This is a genomic window from Flavobacterium collinsii, assembly GCF_902804485.1.
Lineage (GTDB): Bacteria > Bacteroidota > Bacteroidia > Flavobacteriales > Flavobacteriaceae > Flavobacterium > Flavobacterium collinsii.
Genome location: NZ_CADCST010000071.1, coordinates 78,584 through 98,469 on the forward strand (window position 1 = coordinate 78,584; position 19,886 = coordinate 98,469).

17 protein-coding genes are annotated in these 19,886 nt (G+C 36.8%); 16 read left to right on the forward strand and 1 reads right to left on the reverse strand.

Annotation, left to right across the window (positions count from 1 at the left end; genetic code table 11):
• Positions 1-203 precede the first annotated feature (203 nt).
• The 16 genes from FLA105534_RS07185 to FLA105534_RS07260 all read left to right on the forward strand — a co-directional run bounded on the left by FLA105534_RS07185 (position 204) and on the right by FLA105534_RS07260 (position 18,155).
• Positions 204-569: an NADH-quinone oxidoreductase subunit A gene (locus FLA105534_RS07185; RefSeq protein ID WP_173965352.1), complete on the forward strand. Its 366-nt coding sequence runs from the start codon at positions 204-206 to the stop codon at positions 567-569.
• 158 nt (positions 570-727) lie between these two features.
• Complete coding sequence (locus FLA105534_RS07190) at positions 728-1,276, forward strand: NADH-quinone oxidoreductase subunit B (protein WP_173965353.1); 549 nt, start codon at positions 728-730, stop codon at positions 1,274-1,276.
• Between the two features lies 1 nt (position 1,277).
• Positions 1,278-1,799: an NADH-quinone oxidoreductase subunit C gene (locus tag FLA105534_RS07195; RefSeq protein WP_017494607.1), complete on the forward strand. Its 522-nt coding sequence runs from the start codon at positions 1,278-1,280 to the stop codon at positions 1,797-1,799.
• 24 nt (positions 1,800-1,823) lie between these two features.
• On the forward strand, positions 1,824-3,062 hold the full coding sequence (locus FLA105534_RS07200) for an NADH-quinone oxidoreductase subunit D (RefSeq protein WP_173965354.1): 1,239 nt from the start codon (positions 1,824-1,826) through the stop codon (positions 3,060-3,062).
• Between the two features lie 193 nt (positions 3,063-3,255).
• Positions 3,256-3,786: a complex I 24 kDa subunit family protein gene (locus tag FLA105534_RS07205; RefSeq protein WP_055097774.1), complete on the forward strand. Its 531-nt coding sequence runs from the start codon at positions 3,256-3,258 to the stop codon at positions 3,784-3,786.
• A 1-nt stretch (position 3,787) separates the two neighbouring features.
• Positions 3,788-5,155, forward strand: coding sequence for an NADH-quinone oxidoreductase subunit NuoF (gene nuoF / locus FLA105534_RS07210; RefSeq protein WP_017494604.1), 1,368 nt, complete (start codon positions 3,788-3,790; stop codon positions 5,153-5,155).
• Between the two features lie 88 nt (positions 5,156-5,243).
• A complete protein-coding gene (locus FLA105534_RS07215; RefSeq protein ID WP_173965355.1) occupies positions 5,244-6,275 on the forward strand; it encodes a 2Fe-2S iron-sulfur cluster-binding protein in 1,032 nt (343 codons plus the stop codon).
• Between the two features lie 3 nt (positions 6,276-6,278).
• Entirely contained in the window at positions 6,279-7,331 is a 1,053-nt protein-coding gene (gene nuoH, locus FLA105534_RS07220) for an NADH-quinone oxidoreductase subunit NuoH (RefSeq protein ID WP_173965356.1), read from the forward strand.
• A gap of 155 nt (positions 7,332-7,486) precedes the next feature.
• On the forward strand, positions 7,487-8,032 hold the full coding sequence (locus FLA105534_RS07225; protein ID WP_173965357.1) for a NuoI/complex I 23 kDa subunit family protein: 546 nt from the start codon (positions 7,487-7,489) through the stop codon (positions 8,030-8,032).
• A complete protein-coding gene (locus FLA105534_RS07230; RefSeq protein ID WP_173965358.1) occupies positions 8,033-8,572 on the forward strand; it encodes an NADH-quinone oxidoreductase subunit J family protein in 540 nt (179 codons plus the stop codon).
• Positions 8,572-8,892 carry an NADH-quinone oxidoreductase subunit NuoK gene (nuoK, locus tag FLA105534_RS07235; RefSeq protein WP_017494599.1) on the forward strand — a complete coding sequence of 107 codons (321 nt, stop codon included), beginning with the start codon at positions 8,572-8,574 and terminating at the stop codon, positions 8,890-8,892. Before FLA105534_RS07230 ends, nuoK begins: the two co-directional genes overlap by 1 nt.
• 6 nt (positions 8,893-8,898) lie before the next feature.
• A complete protein-coding gene (gene nuoL, locus FLA105534_RS07240) occupies positions 8,899-10,782 on the forward strand; it encodes an NADH-quinone oxidoreductase subunit L (RefSeq protein ID WP_173965359.1) in 1,884 nt (627 codons plus the stop codon).
• A 10-nt stretch (positions 10,783-10,792) separates the two neighbouring features.
• Positions 10,793-12,232, forward strand: coding sequence for a complex I subunit 4 family protein (locus FLA105534_RS07245; RefSeq protein WP_173965360.1), 1,440 nt, complete (start codon positions 10,793-10,795; stop codon positions 12,230-12,232).
• Positions 12,233-12,381: 149 nt separating this feature from the next.
• Complete coding sequence (locus FLA105534_RS07250) at positions 12,382-13,773, forward strand: NADH-quinone oxidoreductase subunit N (RefSeq protein ID WP_173965361.1); 1,392 nt, start codon at positions 12,382-12,384, stop codon at positions 13,771-13,773.
• A 166-nt stretch (positions 13,774-13,939) separates the two neighbouring features.
• Positions 13,940-14,713 (forward strand): Bax inhibitor-1/YccA family protein, encoded by a 774-nt coding sequence (locus tag FLA105534_RS07255; protein ID WP_173965362.1) that lies wholly within the window; start codon positions 13,940-13,942, stop codon positions 14,711-14,713.
• A 595-nt stretch (positions 14,714-15,308) separates the two neighbouring features.
• On the forward strand, positions 15,309-18,155 hold the full coding sequence (locus FLA105534_RS07260) for a pectate lyase family protein (protein WP_173965363.1): 2,847 nt from the start codon (positions 15,309-15,311) through the stop codon (positions 18,153-18,155).
• A 77-nt stretch (positions 18,156-18,232) separates the two neighbouring features.
• Here the strand turns inward: FLA105534_RS07260 and amaB are convergent, their stop codons facing one another.
• Positions 18,233-19,786 (reverse strand): L-piperidine-6-carboxylate dehydrogenase, encoded by a 1,554-nt coding sequence (gene amaB / locus FLA105534_RS07265; protein WP_173965364.1) that lies wholly within the window; start codon positions 19,784-19,786, stop codon positions 18,233-18,235.
• Positions 19,787-19,886 lie beyond the last annotated feature (100 nt).

A 19,886-nucleotide genomic window follows, 5' to 3' on the forward strand; every position in this document is an offset into this window, starting at 1 on the left:
TTCAAAACGTCCCGATAGTAATCGGGACGTTTTTTTTTGCCCAAATCTTAAAAAAATATTAAAATCCACTCATCTTATTTATAATCAATAAAAATTAGCTAGTAACGCGGTTTAAGGGCGCACTTAAATCATTTTTTAGCTTGTGATTTACAGAGTTGAAAGTTATCTTTGTGGCTTATTCTTTAAGTAAAAAAGCTAAGTTTATGCAATCTGATCAATACAGTTACATTCCTATTTTAATGCAGTTAATTTTAGCTGTTGGTTTTGTGGTAGGAACAATCATTATTTCCGGAAAATTAGGCCCAAAAAGAAGCTCTGAAGTAAAAGATAAAAACTTCGAATGTGGTATCGAATCCGTTGGTAACGCCCGTATTCCTTTTTCTGTAAAATATTTCCTGGTAGCCATTTTGTTTGTATTGTTTGACGTAGAGGTAATTTTCCTTTACCCTTGGGCAGTAAACTTTAAAGAATTAGGTATCGAAGGAATGTTAAAAATGATTGTTTTCATGTCGCTACTTTTAGTTGGTTTTTTCTATATCATCAAAAAGAAAGCGTTAGACTGGGAATAAAAAAAATTTAGATTTCAGATTCTAGATTTTAGATCCCCTGATTTAGAATTTTAGATTTGAAAGATAATTTCTCAAAACACAATATTGATTTTTAAAATATTGATTTCGGTTTCAGGATTAAAAATCTAAAATCAGAAATCTAAAATCTGAAATAAAAAATGAGCGATTCAAATGTAAATATGGTTGCGCCGCCAGAAGGAGTTGTAGGAGAAGGTTTCTTCGCTACAAAACTAAATGATGTTGTAGGTTTGGCAAGAGCCAATTCGTTATGGCCACTACCTTTTGCAACCTCATGCTGTGGTATCGAATTCATGGCAACAATGGCTTCACATTACGATTTGGCACGATTTGGTTCTGAGCGTGTGAGTTTCTCTCCTCGTCAGGCCGATATGCTTTTAGTAATGGGAACTATTTCAAAAAAAATGGCCCCTATTTTAAGACAAGTTTACGAACAAATGTCTGAACCTCGCTGGGTAATTGCAGTTGGAGCCTGTGCTTCATCAGGTGGAATTTTCGACACTTATTCCGTTTTACAAGGAATTGACAAAGTAATTCCGGTTGACGTTTATGTACCGGGATGTCCGCCAAGACCAGAACAAATTGTAGATGGAGTAATGAAACTTCAGGAATTAGTGAAAAGCGAATCTGTAAGACGCAGAAGCTCTCCGGAATACCAAGAATTACTAGCTTCATATAATATTACATAAGATGGCTTTAGAAAATACCCTGATTCAAGATAAACTTACAGAAACATTTGACACAAGTGTTTTTAACTTTCAACAAGAAAGAGATATTTTTTCACTGGAAACTACCGCTGATAAAATCACAGCCCTGATTCTTTTTTTGAAAAACGATTCCGATTTACGCTTCCACTTTTTAACTGATTTATGTGGTGTTCATTATCCGGACAACGAAACAGATCGCCAATATGCAATCGTATACCATTTGCATAACTGGTACGAAAACAAACGTATTCGAATCAAAGTATACTTAAACGGTGAAAAACCGGAGATCAAAACCATTTCAAATATTTTCTTAAGTTCAAACTGGATGGAAAGAGAAACTTACGATTTCTTCGGAGTCAATTTTATTGGACACCCGCAACTGAAACGTATTTTGAATATGGATGAAATGGTGTCTTTCCCAATGCGAAAAGAATTCCCAATGGAAGACAGCGGAAGAACTGATAAAGACGACAGATTCTTTGGAAGAACAACAACAAATTGCTAAAAATAAATAATTCAACATTATAAAATGTCAGAACTATTATTATCACCAGAGCATCGATATGCTAAAATAATTAAGGACAAACTAAACGAAGACGGAAGTGAACTTTCGGTACTTAATTTAGGTCCTACGCACCCGGCGACTCACGGTATTTTTCAAAATATCCTGTTGATGGATGGTGAAAGAATTCTTGAGGCTGAACCAACCATTGGTTACATCCACAGAGCTTTCGAAAAAATTGCCGAAAATCGCCCTTTTTACCAGATTACTCCTCTTACAGACCGTATGAACTATTGCTCCTCTCCTATTAACAATATGGGATGGTGGATGACTTTAGAGAAATTACTAAACATAGAAGTTCCAAAAAGAGCACAATACCTAAGAGTAATTGTAATGGAGCTGGCCCGTATTACAGATCACTTAATCTGTAACTCGATTCTGGGTGTAGATACTGGTGCTTATACTGGTTTCTTGTACGTTTTTCAATTTAGAGAAAAAGTTTACGAGATTTACGAAGAAATTTGTGGTGCTCGTTTAACAACAAATATGGGAAGAATCGGTGGTTTCGAAAGAGACTGGTCACCGGAAGCTTTCCGCAAACTGGATGTCTTTTTAGAAGAATTCCCTGTTGCATGGCAAGAGTTTGTAAACTTATTTGAAAGAAACAGAATTTTCCTTGACAGAACTGTAAACGTAGGTGCTATCTCTGCAGAGCAGGCAATGGCTTACGGATTTACAGGTCCAAACTTACGTGCTGCGGGAGTTGATTACGACGTTCGTGTAGCACAACCTTACTCCTCATACGAAGATTTCGATTTTGTTGTTCCTGTTGGAAAATCAGGAGATACTTACGATCGTTTCTGCGTACGTAATGCTGAAGTTTGGGAGAGTTTAAGCATTATTCGTCAGGCTTTGGCTAAAATGCCGGCAGGAAACGAATACCATGCAGAAGTTCCTGATTACTACCTGCCTCCAAAAGAAGATGTTTACACTTCGATGGAATCTTTAATTTATCACTTTAAGATTGTGATGGGAGAAGTTCCTGTACCAGTGGCAGAAATTTACCACCCTGTTGAAGGAGGAAATGGAGAAATTGGATTCTATTTAGTTACAGACGGAAGTAGAACTCCATACAGATTGCATTTCAGAAGACCTTGTTTTATTTATTATCAGGCTTATCCGGATATGATTAAAGGAGCTTTACTTTCGGATGCAATTGTTATTCTATCCAGTTTAAATGTAATTGCAGGAGAATTAGACGCGTAAAAAATTTTAGATTTTAGATTGAAGATTTTAGATTGCAAAACGGCATACTTAAAATTTAGATTAAAAATCTAGACTTATATAGAATTGAAGAATTCAGATTGAAAAATCTAAAAACTAATAAAGATTGCAGAATATGGATTGATGGACAAAGATTGAAAAATCAGAAATCCAAAATCTAAAATCTAAAATAAAAATGGAACGAAAACATTACAAACAAGAAATAAACATGACCGAAGCATTGATGTCCCGCATCAATGAATTGATCAGTCATTATCCTGAGGACAAAAGAAAATCGGCTTTGTTACCTGTTTTGCACGAAGTGCAGGACGCTCATGACAACTGGTTAAGTATTGAGTTACAGGATAAAGTTGCCGAAATTTTGCACATCAAACCAATTGAGGTTTACGAAGTGGTTACTTTTTATACCATGTACAACCAAAAACCAATTGGAAAATACATGTTCGAATTTTGCCAAACTTCTTGTTGTTGTTTAAATGGTGCTGAAAATTTAATGGATTACACTTCTGAGAAATTAGGCATTAAAATGGGAGAAACAACTCCGGACGGAATGTTTACCATTGCCGGTGTAGAATGTTTAGGTGCTTGCGGATACGCTCCGATGATGCAGTTAGGAGATTTCTATAAAGAAAAATTGACAGAAGAGAAAATCGATCAGTTAATCGCTGATTGTAGAGATGATAAAATAATATTACACGATAAATAAGATGTCACAGAAAATATTATTAGATAAAATCAATATTCCTGGTATCAAAACCTACGAAGTATACCGCCAAAATGGTGGATATGCCTCTGTAGAAAAAGCTTTGAAAACGCTTACTCCGGATGAAGTTACCGAAGAAGTAAAAAAATCAGGACTACGTGGCCGTGGTGGTGCAGGTTTCCCTGCCGGAATGAAATGGAGTTTTATTGATAAAAAATCAGGAAAACCAAGACATTTAGTTTGTAACGCCGACGAATCTGAACCGGGAACTTTCAAAGATCGTTATTTGATGGAATTTATTCCTCACCTATTGATCGAAGGAATGATCACCTCAAGTTATGCCTTAGGCGCTAACCTTTCTTATATCTACATTCGTGGAGAATATATGTGGGTTTTCAAAATTTTAGAAAGAGCAATCGCCGAAGCTAAAGCTGCCGGTTGGTTAGGAAAAAACATATTAGGTACAGGTTACGATTTAGAATTACACGTTCACTGTGGAGCCGGAGCTTATATCTGCGGAGAAGAAACTGCACTTATCGAATCTCTGGAAGGTAAAAGAGGAAACCCTCGTATTAAACCACCTTTCCCAGCGGTTTCAGGACTTTGGGCAAACCCAACAGTGGTAAACAACGTAGAAACTATCGCTACTGTGCCATGGATTGTAAACAACTCTGGTGATGATTATGCAAAAATCGGAATTGGTCGTTCTACTGGAACTAAACTAATCTCGGCTTCAGGACACATCAAGAATCCGGGAGTATACGAAATTGAATTGGGTTTAAGTGTTGACGAATTCATGAATTCGGATGAATACTTAGGCGGAATGTCTTCCAGCAGACCTTTAAAAGCGTTTGTTCCGGGAGGATCTTCAGTGCCAATTTTACCTGCCGAATTAATTTTCAAAACAGCAAACGGAGAAGACAGATTAATGACTTACGAATCTTTAAGTGATGGTGGTTTTGCTACCGGATCGATGCTAGGTTCAGGAGGATTCATAGTTTACAACGATACAGCCTGTGTGGTTAGAAATACCTGGAACTTTGCCCGTTTTTACCACCACGAATCTTGCGGACAATGTACGCCTTGTCGTGAAGGAACAGGTTGGTTAGAAAAAATATTGTGGAGAATTGAAAACGGTCAGGGCCGTGAAGAGGATATCGAATTATTGTGGAGTATTCAAAGTAAAATCGAAGGAAACACGATTTGTCCGCTTGGTGACGCTGCCTCTTGGCCAGTAGCCGCAGCAATCCGTCACTTTAGAGATGAGTTTGAATATCACGTTCGTTTCCCTGAAAAAATAAAAAACAGAGATCACTTTGTAGCTGAACCTTTTTCGCAAGTAAAACATTTAGTAGGCAAGCAAACAGTTTAAAAATATAGTTTCAAGTTTTAATGTTTTTTAGTTTCAAGTCCAACAACCTGAAACTTTAAACCTTAAACTAAAAAAACAAAACAAAGAGATGAAAGTAACCATAGACGGTCAAAGTATAGACGTAGAGCCAGGAACAACAATCCTGCAGGCTGCACGTATGATTGGGGGAGATTTAGTTCCGCCAGCCATGTGCTATTACTCAAAATTAAAAGGCAGCGGCGGTAAATGTCGTTGTTGTTTAGTTGAAGTTTCTAAAGGAAGTGAAGCTGACCCAAGACCAATGCCTAAATTAATGGCATCTTGCGTAACAGGATGTATGGACGGAATGGAAGTGAACAGTAAATCTTCTGATCGTGTAACAGAAGCCCGTAAATCTGTAACCGAATTTTTATTAATCAATCACCCGTTAGATTGTCCTATTTGTGATCAGGCCGGAGAATGTGATCTTCAAAACTTAAGTTTTGAGCACGGAAACCCAAAATCACGTTTTATTGAAGAAAAAAGAACATTTGAACCGGAAGATATCGGTCCAAATATTCAACTGCATATGAACCGTTGTATCTTATGTCAAAGATGCGTGCAAGTTGCCGATCAATTGACAGACAACAGAGTTCACGGAGTATTAGATCGTGGTGACCACGCTAATATTTCAACCGGAATTTCTAAAGCAATCGACAATGAGTTTTCTGGAAACATGATCGACGTTTGTCCGGTTGGAGCTTTAACAGACAAAACTTTCCGTTTTAAATCAAGAGTTTGGTTCAACAAACCTTTCAACGCTCACAGAGAATGTACTACTCCTGGATGTTGTGGAAAAACAACTGTATGGATGTTTGGAGGAGAAATTCAACGTGTAACTGGTCGTAAAGATGAGTACCACGAAGTAGAAGAATTCATTTGCAATAGCTGTCGTTTTGACCATAAAAATGTTAGCGACTGGGTAATTGAAGGACCAAGAGAATTCGAAAAAGACTCCGTAATCAACCAAAACAACTACACTCAAAAATTAGAGAAAGTTGAAATTGATACAGAAAAAAATATCCTTTTAGGTAGAGATATTGATCGTAAAAAAATTAGTATGGCTGCAATTCCATTAATTACTAATGATAAAAAATCTTAAGAAATGGAAAGTGCATTTATTATAGAAAAAAGTGTCGTTATTGTTGTCGTTTTTGCGATAACCATGATTATGGCAATGTATTCTACCTGGGCTGAACGTAAAGTTGCAGCTTATCTTCAAGATCGTGTGGGACCAAACCGTGCCGGATGGGGAGGATTGTTACAACCTCTTGCCGATGGTATGAAATTATTCTCGAAAGAAGAGTTTTTTCCTAATACACCTAATAAATTTTTATTCGTTGTAGGACCTGCAATTGCCATGAGTACTGCTTTAATGACAAGTGCTGTTATCCCGTGGGGAGACAAATTGCATGTTTTTGGTCGTGATGTTTATTTGCAGGCTACTGATATTAACATTGGTATCTTGTACATCTTTGGAGTACTTTCTGTTGGAGTTTACGGTATCATGATTGGTGGATGGGCTTCTAACAATAAATTCTCTCTGATGGGAGCTGTTCGTGCAGCTTCACAGATGGTTTCTTATGAAGTTGCCATGGGATTATCGATGATTGCTTTATTGATGATGACAGGAACATTAAGTTTAAGAGAGATTTCATTACAACAAGAAGGAATGAATTGGAATGTTTTTTACCAACCATTATCTTTCCTGATCTTCCTAATTTGTTCGTTTGCAGAAACTAACAGAACTCCTTTTGACTTGGCAGAATGTGAAAACGAATTAATTGGAGGTTACCATACTGAATATTCATCCATGAAAATGGGATTCTATTTATTTGCTGAATATGCGAGTATGTTTATCTCTGCTACTATTATTTCTGTATTATTTTTCGGTGGATACAACTACCCTGGAATGAGCTGGATGGTAGAAAATGTAGGTGTAAATGCCGGTAATATTTTAGGTATAGTAGTATTGTTTGCTAAAATATGTTTCTTCATATTTTTCTATATGTGGGTACGTTGGACAATTCCAAGATTCAGATACGATCAATTAATGAATTTAGGCTGGAGAATTCTAATTCCGCTTTCGATCATTAACATCATGATTACCGGAGCTGTTATTTTAAGACACGATATTGCAGCAGCTTTAGGATTTTAAGAACCGTAATGCCTAGCCCTGATAGAAGCGGCATCCTTTTATGGTGGGGTTCACCATAAAAGATACAGCGGATAGCAGGATTAGCTTCAAAATAAAAACAAAACAGATTTGATTTGTTTAATACAAATTGTGAATCGTAAATCATACATTAAAAAATGTCAATAGAAACTATATCATTATCGGGTAGAAAAAAGATGGTCTCTCACAAAGAGATGACTTTTTGGGAACGATTGTATCTTGTGGCGATTGTAAAAGGATTGTTTATCACTCTTAAACACTTATTCAGAAAAAAAGTGACGATTCACTATCCTGAGCAAGTTCGTGAAATGAGTCCGGTTTATCGTGGTCAGCATCAATTGAAACGTGATGAGCAAGGTCGTGAAAACTGTACCGCTTGTGGATTATGTGCTTTATCCTGTCCTGCAGAAGCGATCACCATGAAAGCTGCCGAGCGTAAAGCAGACGAAAAACACTTATACAGAGAAGAAAAGTATGCTTCGATCTACGAAATCAATATGTTACGTTGCATTTTCTGTGGTTTATGTGAAGAAGCCTGTCCGAAAGATGCAATTTACCTAACGACTTCAAAAGTTTTGGTTCCTTCAAGCTATGAAAGAGAAGATTTCATTTTTGGAAAAGACAGATTAGTGATGCCTCTTGATGTGGCCATCAAAAATGCTCAACTTAATAATGCTAATTAAATGATACATATTCCTGATTTTGCACACGCAACAACTGTACAAATTATATTTTGTTTCTTAGCGTTTATTACGGTGATTACCGCTTTCCTGACTATTTTTAGCAGAAACCCAATTCATAGCGCTATTTATTTAGTGATTTGTTTTTTCTCTATTGCCGGTCATTATTTACTATTAAACTCTCAATTCCTGGCTATTGTTCACCTGATAGTCTACTCGGGAGCGATTATGATTTTATTCCTGTTTACAATCATGTTGATGAACCTGAACGAACAAAAAGAAGTGCACCGTCCGCGAATTACACGTTTGGGTGCCATAGTTTCTTTCTGTTTGATCTGTGTTGTATTAATTGCAATTTTTATCAACTCTAAACCAATTGTTGGCGAATACGATTCAACAGGTGAAGATTTCCAATCGATTAAAGTATTGGGTAAAATATTACTGAACGAATATATGGTTCCGTTTGAATTTGCTTCGATCTTACTTTTAGTAGCCATGATTGGAACTGTATTATTGTCTAAAAAAGAAAAATTAAATAAATAATGGGTAATATATTAAATCAAATAGGTATCGAAAACTACATCTTTTTGAGTGTTGTACTTTTCTGTATTGGTATTTTTGGTGTATTGTACAGACGAAACGCTATTATCGTTTTCATGTCTATCGAAATCATGTTGAATGCTGTTAACCTTTTATTTGTTGCTTTTTCAACTTACCATCAAGACGCACAGGGACAAGTCTTTGTTTTCTTTTCGATGGCAGTTGCTGCAGCCGAAGTTGCGGTTGGATTGGCTATTTTAGTTTCGATCTTTAGAAATTTAGGTTCGATTAGTATCGATAATTTAAAAAATTTAAAAGGATAAATAAAAATGGATACCAATTTAGCTTTACTTTTAGTTTTATCTCCTTTTTTAGGATTTTTAATCAATGTTTTCTTTGGCAAGAGCTTAGGAAAAAAGGTTTCAGGAATCATCGGAACTGCTGCTGTAGTGGTTTCTTTTGCTGTTACTCTTTTCTTTTTCAATCAAATCAGCCAAACCAAACAAGCCCTTCAGGTTACTTTATTTGACTGGATTCAAATTAGTAATTTAAAGATCAATCTTGGATTTTTATTAGATCAATTGTCTTTATTATGGTTACTTTTTGTAACCGGTATTGGATCATTGATTCATTTATACTCTATCAGCTACATGCACGATGATGAGAATATGCATAAGTTTTTTGCTTATTTGAATCTGTTTGTATTCTTCATGATTACCCTCGTAATTGGAAGTAACTTGTTAGTTTTATTTATCGGTTGGGAAGGTGTTGGACTTTGTTCGTACTTATTAATTGGATTCTGGCACAAAAACCAGGATTACAATGATGCTGCGAAAAAAGCTTTCATCATGAACAGAATTGGAGATTTAGGTTTATTAATCGGAATGTTCATACTAGGTTCAATGTTCTCAACTTTAGATTATGCTACTTTAAAAACTGCAATCGCAGGAGCAGCAAACCTAAATATCCCATTGCTTTCATTAGCTGCTTTGTGTTTGTTTATTGGAGCTTGCGGTAAATCAGCACAAATTCCATTATACACCTGGTTGCCTGATGCGATGGCAGGACCAACTCCGGTTTCTGCATTAATTCACGCTGCAACAATGGTTACAGCCGGTATCTTTATGATTACCCGTTTGAACTTTGTATTTGATTTAGCTCCGGACGTTCAATCGGTTATTGCGGTTATTGGTGCCATTACTTCGTTAGTTGCGGCAACAATTGGTCTGGTTCAGACGGATATTAAAAAAGTATTGGCCTACTCTACTGTTTCTCAATTAGGATTAATGTTTTTAGCCTTAGGGTTTGGAGCTTATGAAGTAGCCGTTTTTCACGTAATTACTCATGCATTCTTCAAAGCTTGTCTGTTCTTAGGTTCAGGATCTGTAATTCACGGTTTACACGGAGAGCAGGATATGCGTAAAATGGGTGGTTTGCGTAAAGCGATGCCAATCACTTTCTGGACAATGTTAATTTCATCATTAGCCATTTCAGGTGTTCCGTTTTTCTCAGGTTTCTTCTCAAAAGACGAAATTTTATTAACGGCATTCCATCACAATATTCCACTTTATGTAGTAGGATCTATTGCTTCGATCATGACGGCATTTTATATGTTTAGATTGATGTTCCTTACTTTCTTCAAAGATTTCAGAGGAACCGAAGAGCAAAAACACCACTTACACGAAAGTGACGGATTGATTACTTTCCCTTTAGTAATTTTAGCTATTCTGGCTACTTTTGGCGGATTGATCAGTTTACCAGGAAACAGCTGGTTAAATGGTTATCTAGTCCCTCTTTTCACTAAAGTAGCAGGCGAAGAGCACCATTTAGGTACAACAGAATACACTTTAATGGGTGTTGCCGTTTTAGGCGGATTACTGGGTATTTTAATTGCTTATGTGAAATACTTCAAACAGGATAATGTTCCGGAAGCGGATGAAAACATTAGCGGTCTGACAAAAGTGTTATACAATAAATATTATGTAGACGAAGCTTACGATGCTATTTTCGTTCGCTCTATCAACGGATTATCAAGATTTTTCAGAGACTATATCGAAACAGGTTTGTCTGCTCTGGTTTTTGGATTAGGAAAAGTAGCCAATGAACTGGCTTTTCAAGGTAAAAAATTACAAAACGGAAGTATCGGATTATATCTTTTTGCATTTGTTTTAGGGCTTTGTGCCATTGTTTCCTATATATTTTTAGCTAAATAATTTTACAACTATGAACGTTTCTCTTATATTAATTATTCTTCTAATTGGTGCATTTGCCACTTATTTTGTTGGTGACAAACTAGCATCAAAAGTAGCTTTGTTCTTTAGTTTGGCGGCTTTAGGTTGTTCAATTGTTTTATTAAATCATTTTAGTGCCGGTGAAAACATCAGCCTGATCAATACGTGGATTACACAGCCTAAAATTTCATTTGCCCTTAATGCAGATGGTTTGGGTATGGCCATGCTTTTATTGACTGTAGCGCTAACACCGATCATTATATTCTCTTCTTTTGGAAATGAATACAAAAATTCAAAAGCATTTTACGCGTTAATTTTATTTATGGCATTTGCTATGACAGGAACTTTCCTGGCAGCAGACGGTCTTTTATACTATATTTTCTGGGAGTTAGCCCTTATTCCTATTTACTTCATTGCTCTAATTTGGGGTAATGGTGATGCCGAAGAGCGCAGAAAAGCAGTAGTTAAATTCTTTATCTACACACTGGCAGGTTCTTTGTTCATGTTAGTAGCTTTCATCTATTTGTACCAAAAAGCAGGTAGTTTCTTAATCGAAGATTTATACAAATTAAATTTATCTGCTTGCGAGCAATTATGGATATTCTTAGCTTTCTTCCTGGCTTATGCTATTAAAATTCCAATCATCCCTTTCCACACTTGGCAGGCTAATGTGTACCAAAAAGCACCAACTGTTGGAACGATGCTTTTATCAGGTATCATGTTAAAAATGGGATTGTACAGTGTGATTCGTTGGCAATTGCCAATTGCACCATTGGCTGCAAAAGAATACATGGACATTTTTATCGCCCTTGGAATTGCGGGTGTGATTTACGGATCAATTGTAGCTTTAAGACAAAAAGACTTAAAGAAATTATTGGCTTACTCGTCTTTGGCACACGTTGGTTTAATCGCTGCAGGAACTTACACCTTAACCATTGATGGTTTACGTGGAGCTGTATTGCAAATGATCGCTCACGGTTTTGTGGTAGTAGGTTTGTTTTATGCTGCCGAAATTATCTTCAGAAGATATGAAACCAGAGAAATTTCAAAATTAGGAGGCATCCGTACACAATCTCCAAAATTCACTTCTATGTTTTTAATTTTGGTACTGGCTTCTGTAGCTTTACCAAGTACTTTTAACTTTGTTGGAGAATTTACTGTTTTGTATAGTCTTTCTCAAATTAATATCTGGTTTGCTGTTTTAGGCGGAACAACTATTATTTTAGGAGCTTATTATATGCTTAAAATGTTTCAAAATGTAATGTTGGGAGAAACCAATTCGAAAACTTTTGCAGACGTTTCTGTTAATGAAGGAATCTCATTAGTAGCAATTATTGCTGTTTTAATTTTCTTCGGATTCTATCCAAAACCAATTACAGATTTGATTACACCAAGTTTAGAAACAATTCTGAACGTTATCAATAAAAATTAAGATTTTAGAATAAGGATTAACGATTTTTGATTTCGGATTTATTTAGAAACTTATAAACGTTAAACACTATAAAAAAATTAAATAATATTTTAAATAAAAATAAATTAGGGCGTCATTAGTTTTAGATTTCCTAAATCAAAAAAACAAAAATGAATACATTAATAGCTATAACAGGATTGGGTATTTTCTGCCTATTGTTTGAAATTCTTAATTTAAGAAAGGCCATTGTTCCTATTACCATCGTTGGTTTACTAGGTGTTTTGGCGCTTAACTTTTACGAATTCGGATCAACAGCAAGTTACTATAACAACATGATTACAGTGAGTAAATTCTCTGTTACCTTTTCATCGTTGTTTATTTTACTGACTATTTTTCTGGTAGCATTAAGTCATAATTTTTACGAAAATCATCCAACCAAAATCTCCGATTTTGTGGCGATCAAATTATTTTTATTAGCCGGTGGAGTGGCCATGGTTTCTTTTGGAAACTTAGCTATGTTTTTCTTAGGAATTGAAATCCTGTCAATTGCCCTTTATGTTTTGGCTGCGAGCGATCGTTTGAATCTAAAAAGTAACGAGGCAGGTATGAAATATTTCTTAATGGGATCTTTCGCATCAGGAATCATTTTGTTTGGAATTTGTTTGATCTACGGAGCAATGGGTACTTTTGACGTAGCTGAAATTCATGAAGTCTCTTTATCTGCCGAATTGCCAATCTGGTTTCCAATTGGAATGATTTTGATGATCATTGGTATGCTATTTAAAGTAGCTGCAGTTCCATTTCATTTCTGGGCTCCGGATGTTTACGAAGGTTCTCCGGCATTAACAACTGCTTTGATGAGTACTTTGGCAAAAGTTGTAGCCATTGCGACTCTTTACAAATTAGTTTATGCTTTAAATTTAGTTCCATCTTTAGACAATCAGGATCTTTTAGGAACTTTTGAAACCATCGTAGTGATCATTTCTATTGCTTCTATGACTGTTGGAAATATAATGGCATTACGTCAGGTAAACGTAAAACGTATGTTGGCATTCTCAGGAATTTCGCATGCCGGTTTTATGTTAATGACTTTGCTAACGGTTGCAACATCAGCAGGTGTTTTATTGTACTATACTGCTGCTTATGCATTGGCTGGAATCGCAGCATTCAGTGTTGTTTTATATGTATGTAAAAATCAGGATAACGAAGATATCACGAACTTTCACGGTTTAGGAAAAACAAATCCGTTATTGGCAGCAATCCTTACGGGATCCTTGCTATCTATGGCTGGTATTCCTATTTTCTCGGGTTTCTTTGCTAAGTTATTCTTATTCAACCAAACCATTCAGGCAGGATACATTGCTTTAGTAATTGTAGCGGTTATCAATTCAATTATTAGTGTTGGATATTATTTCAAACTAATCCTGGCGATGTACTCTAAAGAACCTAACCAGGAGCGTACAGGAAAACCTTTCCTTATTTATGCGGTTGCAGTAATTTCAATTGCCTTAAATATTGCTTTAGGTTTATTCCCTTCTTTAGTTTTAGATCTTTTAAATTAAAAATTTAAAAATAGATATACGAGCCGTCAATACCCATTGACGGCTTTTTTATTTAGAAGAATAAAGCTTCAAAACAATCTCCCCGAACTGTTAAAAATTCCATAGTATTAAAGGCGTATCAAAAAATATCGATTATATTTGAAGAGTTTTTAAAACCAATTATATTATGAACTTTAATTCAAAAAATCCATTTTTAAGCAACAAGCGTTTCTCCTCTAATGCTGTTTCAAAAGCTGAAGAAGCACACCAGGCTCAAATTATTGATTACAATCAGGAAATGACCTTATCTGGTACGATTAACAAAACAGCTATCTTGTTTTTAATTTTATGCGGATCGGCCATGGTAACCTGGTGGATGGCATTTAATGGAATGAATGTGATGCTGCCTGCTATTGGAGGTGCAATCATTGGACTAATTTTAGTTGTAATTTCAGCCTTTAAACCACAAGCCTCTCCTTATTTAGCTCCTGGTTATGCTTTATTTGAAGGATTATTTATAGGAGGAATTTCAGCCATTTTTGAAGCCAAATATCCCGGAATTGTAATTAATGCCGTTGGAGCGACTCTGGTTACTTTTTTAGTGTGCCTTGGTTTATATAAATTCAGAATTGTAAAAGTTACGGAGCAATTTAAGTCAGTTGTTGTTGCAGCAACTTTAGCAATTGCTACTTATTATCTAATCTCATGGTTAGTTTCTTTATTCACAAGCTGGACTCCTGTTCATTACGGAAACTCAATGATGAGTATTGGAATTAGTGTTTTTGTAATTATTATTGCTGCGTTAAACTTATTCTTAGACTTTGATCAGATCGAAAAAGGAGTTCAACAAAGAATGCCAAAATTCATGGAATGGTATGGTGCAATGGGATTAATCATCACATTGGTTTGGTTGTACATCGAATTTTTACGTTTATTATCAAAATTATCGAGCAAAGATTAATTTCTTTCTTTATCATAAATCAAAGCCTTTTGAACATTCAAAAGGCTTTTTTTATACCCCCCTACCAAACATTCTCTAATTCAGAACTACCCAAACCACTCCCCTTACTTTTCATCCCAATTGTTAATTATTTTTCTGCATCCAAAACTAAAATGTCTGCTGTCCCAGAAATTCATACTTCACTTTTTTTGCTCAAAAACGATTCGTTTTTTAATCTAAAAAATACAATTAGAGCATAAAAAGGATCATTTTCAATCTCAAAATATAACTTTTTTCTTACTAGAAAAGGCTGTTGCCAAAATCGTCGAAAACGCACTATTTTCTTTTTTTTACATTGATTTTATTTCCCAAACAGTACTTCAAATTACATTAAAAATGACCAACGACAAGGTTTTTTTAAATTATGTAATAAATTGCATTAAATGCAATTTATTACATAATTCATATTAGAAAGAATAAAATTTTACCACATACATTATTTTTTAATAAATATTTTACACATATCAAAAAAATAAACATAATTTTGTGTAATCGATTACAAGAAGCTTATTGATTCAATAACACAAAAAACTTTATTAACCGAAAAACCACAATTATGAAAAGAAACCTACTTATTCTGATGCTTTTACTGCTCAACATTCCCCTATGGGCACAACAAGTTCAGATTACAGAGTCTTCAGGCTGGCTCGAGTCAGCATTTGTTAAATGGCAGCCAGTAAGCAATGCTCAAACCTACAACGTTTACTACTCCGGCAACGGCATCACAGACCAAAAAATCGACGATCAGCTGATTAGAAGTTACGGAAGTTATTTCCGCGCAGACGTTCCGGGACTTAAAGCGGGATCGTATACCCTTAAAGTAAAACCGATTATTTCAGGTACAGAGGGAACAGGATCAACAACTAGTACTTTAACCGTTTCTGCTCACGATCGTAATGGATTTGCTTTTGAAGGCGGGCGTGTTCCCGGAGGTTACAAAGCAGACGGAACTCCAAAAGACAATGCCGTTATTCTTTACATCACACAAAATACCAAAAATACCATTTCGATGAACATCACGGGTGCCAGTGCAAATCCTTGTGTTGGTCTGCAAAACATACTGTATGCCATCAAAAAAGGAAAAGACACACGTCCGTTTATCATTCGTTTAATTGGAAATATTACCGACATGTCTGTGATGGAAGGCGGAGATGTTGTAATCGAAAATGCCAACAATGCCGCAAGTTATGTAACGATTGAAGGAATAGGAAATGATGCTGTTGCCAATGGCTGGGGTGTACGTCTTAAATCTGCATCCAACATAGAGGTAAGCAATCTGGGTTTTATGAACTGTAACAGTACCGCGGGTGACAATGTTGGCATGCAGCAAGACAATGATCACGTTTGGGTACACAACTGCGATTTATTTTATGGAAATGCAGGAAGCGATGCCGACCAAATAAAAGGAGACGGAGCACTCGACAATAAAACATCAACTTACATTACTCTGTCTTACAATCACTTTTGGGACAACGGAAAAGCAAGTCTTTTAGGTTTAAGCGAAGGGACGACAAGCGGATTGTATATCACCTACCATCACAATTGGTTCGATCACTCTGATTCGCGCCATCCTCGTGTGCGCTACTATTCCGCTCACATTTACAACAATTATTTTGATGGTGTAGCCAAATACGGTTCGGGGTCCACCTTAGGCTCTTCCTTATTTGTGGAAGGAAATTACTTCCGCAACAGTAAACATCCCATGCTGACTTCTTTACAGGGGACTGATATCTGGGACGAAGCCAATCAGGTAAACAATGCCGGAACTATGGGAACTTTCTCAGGGGAAGCCGGAGGATCTATAAAAGCTTTCAACAACACTTTTGACGCTTCAAACGGAACAAATAATATGCGTTTTGTGGCTTACAACGATCCTAATCCGTTATACAATATTGCCGGAAAAATAAGTTCAACAACAGACTTTGATGCTTATCTTGCGACTACAAGAGGCGAAACGGTAAGCACCTCTGTTAAATCAAAATCGGGAGCTAATACCTACAACAACTTTGATACCGATGCTGCCTTATATATCAAAAATCTAACCATAGAACAGCCGGCAACAGCCAAAACAAAGGTCACCCAATACGCAGGACGTGTTTCGGGAGGTGATTTAAAATGGACCTTTGATAATAGTGTAGACGATACCTCTTCTCTTGTAATCACAGCACTTAAATCGGCACTTACCAATTATACAGGAGCTTTGGTTGCTATTCAGGGAGAAGGCAATCCACCTACAAGTTCTCAGACACTAACCTCAACAGCCAATAACAACCAAACTGTTGTCAGCGGAACTGCAATTGCCTCTATCGTATTTACCTGGGGCGGAAATGCTACAGATGCCACTGTGACCGGACTACCTGCATCAGGAATTAGTTTTGTGAAAAATGCTGCAGCTAAAATCATTACTATTTCAGGAACTCCAACCGCTACCGTTTCTTACTCTATAGCCACAACCGGTACCGGAACTCCTGCTACAGGTTCAGGAACTATCACCCTTTCGGCAGCAGGAACACAAACCTTAACCTCAACAAATAATAACAACCAAACTGTTGCCATCGGAACAGCCATTGATGCAATTGTTTTCACTTGGGGAGGAAATGCTACTGACGCAACGGCTACAGGACTGCCAGCTTCGGGAATTAGTTTTGTAAAAAATACTACTGCCAAAACCATCACTATTTCAGGAACTCCAACCGCTACTGTTTCTTATTCGGTTGCTACAACCGGAACCGGAACACCAGCAACAGGTTCAGGAACGCTTACGGTTACTACCGGAACGCCAGCCGGTGACGAGATTCACAACTTTACTGCATCAGGAAAAACAAGTTCATTTTACACCATTACAGGAAATATGAATTCAACTAACGGATCTGTAACTTATGCCGGATTAACGCTAACGGCACGTTTAAAAATGGAGTCAAGCACTACAATTACGTATACGACCACAGACCCTTCTACTTTAACTTTGGTTTTTGATTCTAACTTTACCGGAACTGTTAAAGTAAATAATGTTTCCTATACTGCATCGGCCGGAATTGTATCCGCAACTATCCCTGCAGGTTCCAATACCATTACAAAAGGATCTGTTGCCAATCTGTTCTACATCAATACGGAGTACAACAGCGGAGCTACGTTACGAATGGCACAAGCAGCTAACACGGCCTCTGAACCAAAAGCTTCCAAGGTGATTTTATACCCCAATCCGGTTGCTGATGTATTATATTTCTCAGAATCCAATCAGGTCGTAGAGAAAGTGTTCCTTTATAATATGTCAGGCAATCTGGTTAAAACCTCCGGAAAAGAAACTAAAAGTATGGATCTGAGTACTCTCATATCTGGAACTTACCTGCTAAAAGTCGTTACCACTGACGGTTCCTTTACGCAAACTGTTCTTAAAAAATAACCCAAAAAACCATTCTAAAAACAAAAGGCTTCCAATTGGAAGCCTTTTACATTTTATCATTTTATAGGAAACAACTATTACAAATCAAATTTAATTCCCTGTGCCAATGGCAAACTTGTTGTGTAATTGATTGTATTGGTCTGACGGCGCATGTAAATTTTCCAGGCATCAGATCCTGATTCACGACCGCCTCCGGTTTCTTTTTCTCCACCAAAAGCACCTCCAATTTCAGCACCTGAAGTTCCAATGTTTACATTTGCAATTCCGCAATCAGAACCCACTACAGATAAAAATCTTTCGGCTTCACGAAGATTATTGGTCATAATAGCAGATGATAATCCTTGCGCAACTCCATTTTGAAAATCGATAGCGTTATCCACTTCTCCTGAATATTTAATCAGATACAAGACCGGAGCAAATGTTTCGTGCTGTACAATTTCAAATGAATTTTGTGCTTCTGCAATTGCAGGTTTTACATAACAGCCACTTTCATAACCTTCACCTGAGAGCACTCCGCCTTCTACCAGAATTTTTCCTCCCTCGGCAACTACTTTATTTAAAGCTTTTGCATACTGCTCCACCGCGTGTGTATCAATAAGCGGCCCCACATGATTGTTTTCATCCAATGGGTTCCCAATTCTTAATTGTTTATAAGCCGCAACCAAAGCATCTTTTACTTTATCATAAATACTTTCGTGAATAATTAGTCGGCGTGTTGAAGTACAACGTTGTCCTGCTGTACCAACAGCACCAAAAACAGCACCGATAACCGTCATTTTAATATCGGCATCCGGAGTCACAATAATAGCATTGTTTCCTCCTAACTCTAACAACGATTTCCCTAAACGTCCTGCAACCGCCTGTGCTACAATTTTCCCCATTCGGGTTGAACCTGTAGCCGAAACTAACGGGATTCTGGTATCCGCTGTCATTAATTCCCCTATTTTATAATCACCATTGATCAAACAAGAGATCCCTTCCGGTAAATTATTTTCTTTGATCACCTGAGCAATAATATTCTGACAGGCAATTCCACAAAGAGGTGTTTTTTCAGAAGGCTTCCACACACAAACATCTCCTGAAATCCATGCCAAAGCGGTATTCCATGACCAAACCGCTACAGGGAAATTAAATGCCGAGATAATCCCAACTACTCCTAACGAATGGTATTGCTCGTACATACGGTGTCCTGGTCTTTCAGAATGCATTGTCAAACCGTGAAGCTGACGCGATAAACCAACAGCAAAATCACAGATGTCTATCATTTCCTGTACTTCTCCATAACCTTCCTGTAATGATTTCCCCATTTCGTAAGAAACCAATTTACCAAGTGCCTCTTTATTTTCACGTAGCTTTTGTCCAAACTGACGTACAATTTCTCCACGTTGCGGTGCCGGAATTAAACGAAAAGTTTTAAACGCTGCTGTAGCCGCCTGCATTACTTTTTCATAATCCTGAGGCGTTGACATTTTTACCGATCCTATTAGTTTTCCATCAACCGGCGAAAAGCTATCTAAAACTTCTCCGGAAGAAAAGTTTTGTAAACCTGTCGATGTCCCTTCGTTGATCGCTTTGATGCCCAATTTTTCCAGAGCCTCATTCATTCCAAACTGTGATGCTATTGTTGTCATTGTAACTTTTTTTGTTAAAATTGTTATATTTTTATGTAAAGATATTATTTCAAGCCGAAATTTAATCGAACTGAGTTGTTAAAATCAGGTAAATTTAGGT

What these genes read in the sequence shown, in the direction of transcription:
- FLA105534_RS07185 (WP_173965352.1), top strand. Translation starts at nt 204, where the DNA reads ATGCAATCTGATCAATACAGTTACATTCCTATTTTAATGCAGTTAATT.
- FLA105534_RS07200 (WP_173965354.1), top strand. Translation starts at nt 1,824, where the DNA reads ATGTCAGAACTATTATTATCACCAGAGCATCGATATGCTAAAATAATT.
- FLA105534_RS07230 (WP_173965358.1), top strand. Translation starts at nt 8,033, where the DNA reads ATGATACATATTCCTGATTTTGCACACGCAACAACTGTACAAATTATA.
- FLA105534_RS07250 (WP_173965361.1), top strand. Translation starts at nt 12,382, where the DNA reads ATGAATACATTAATAGCTATAACAGGATTGGGTATTTTCTGCCTATTG.
- FLA105534_RS07190 (WP_173965353.1), top strand. Translation starts at nt 728, where the DNA reads ATGAGCGATTCAAATGTAAATATGGTTGCGCCGCCAGAAGGAGTTGTA.
- FLA105534_RS07205 (WP_055097774.1), top strand. Translation starts at nt 3,256, where the DNA reads ATGGAACGAAAACATTACAAACAAGAAATAAACATGACCGAAGCATTG.
- FLA105534_RS07260 (WP_173965363.1), top strand. Translation starts at nt 15,309, where the DNA reads ATGAAAAGAAACCTACTTATTCTGATGCTTTTACTGCTCAACATTCCC.
- FLA105534_RS07195 (WP_017494607.1), top strand. Translation starts at nt 1,278, where the DNA reads ATGGCTTTAGAAAATACCCTGATTCAAGATAAACTTACAGAAACATTT.
- FLA105534_RS07225 (WP_173965357.1), top strand. Translation starts at nt 7,487, where the DNA reads ATGTCAATAGAAACTATATCATTATCGGGTAGAAAAAAGATGGTCTCT.
- nuoH (WP_173965356.1), top strand. Translation starts at nt 6,279, where the DNA reads ATGGAAAGTGCATTTATTATAGAAAAAAGTGTCGTTATTGTTGTCGTT.
- FLA105534_RS07245 (WP_173965360.1), top strand. Translation starts at nt 10,793, where the DNA reads ATGAACGTTTCTCTTATATTAATTATTCTTCTAATTGGTGCATTTGCC.
- amaB (WP_173965364.1), bottom strand. Translation starts at nt 19,786, where the DNA reads ATGACAACAATAGCATCACAGTTTGGAATGAATGAGGCTCTGGAAAAA.
- nuoK (WP_017494599.1), top strand. Translation starts at nt 8,572, where the DNA reads ATGGGTAATATATTAAATCAAATAGGTATCGAAAACTACATCTTTTTG.
- nuoL (WP_173965359.1), top strand. Translation starts at nt 8,899, where the DNA reads ATGGATACCAATTTAGCTTTACTTTTAGTTTTATCTCCTTTTTTAGGA.
- FLA105534_RS07255 (WP_173965362.1), top strand. Translation starts at nt 13,940, where the DNA reads ATGAACTTTAATTCAAAAAATCCATTTTTAAGCAACAAGCGTTTCTCC.
- FLA105534_RS07215 (WP_173965355.1), top strand. Translation starts at nt 5,244, where the DNA reads ATGAAAGTAACCATAGACGGTCAAAGTATAGACGTAGAGCCAGGAACA.
- nuoF (WP_017494604.1), top strand. Translation starts at nt 3,788, where the DNA reads ATGTCACAGAAAATATTATTAGATAAAATCAATATTCCTGGTATCAAA.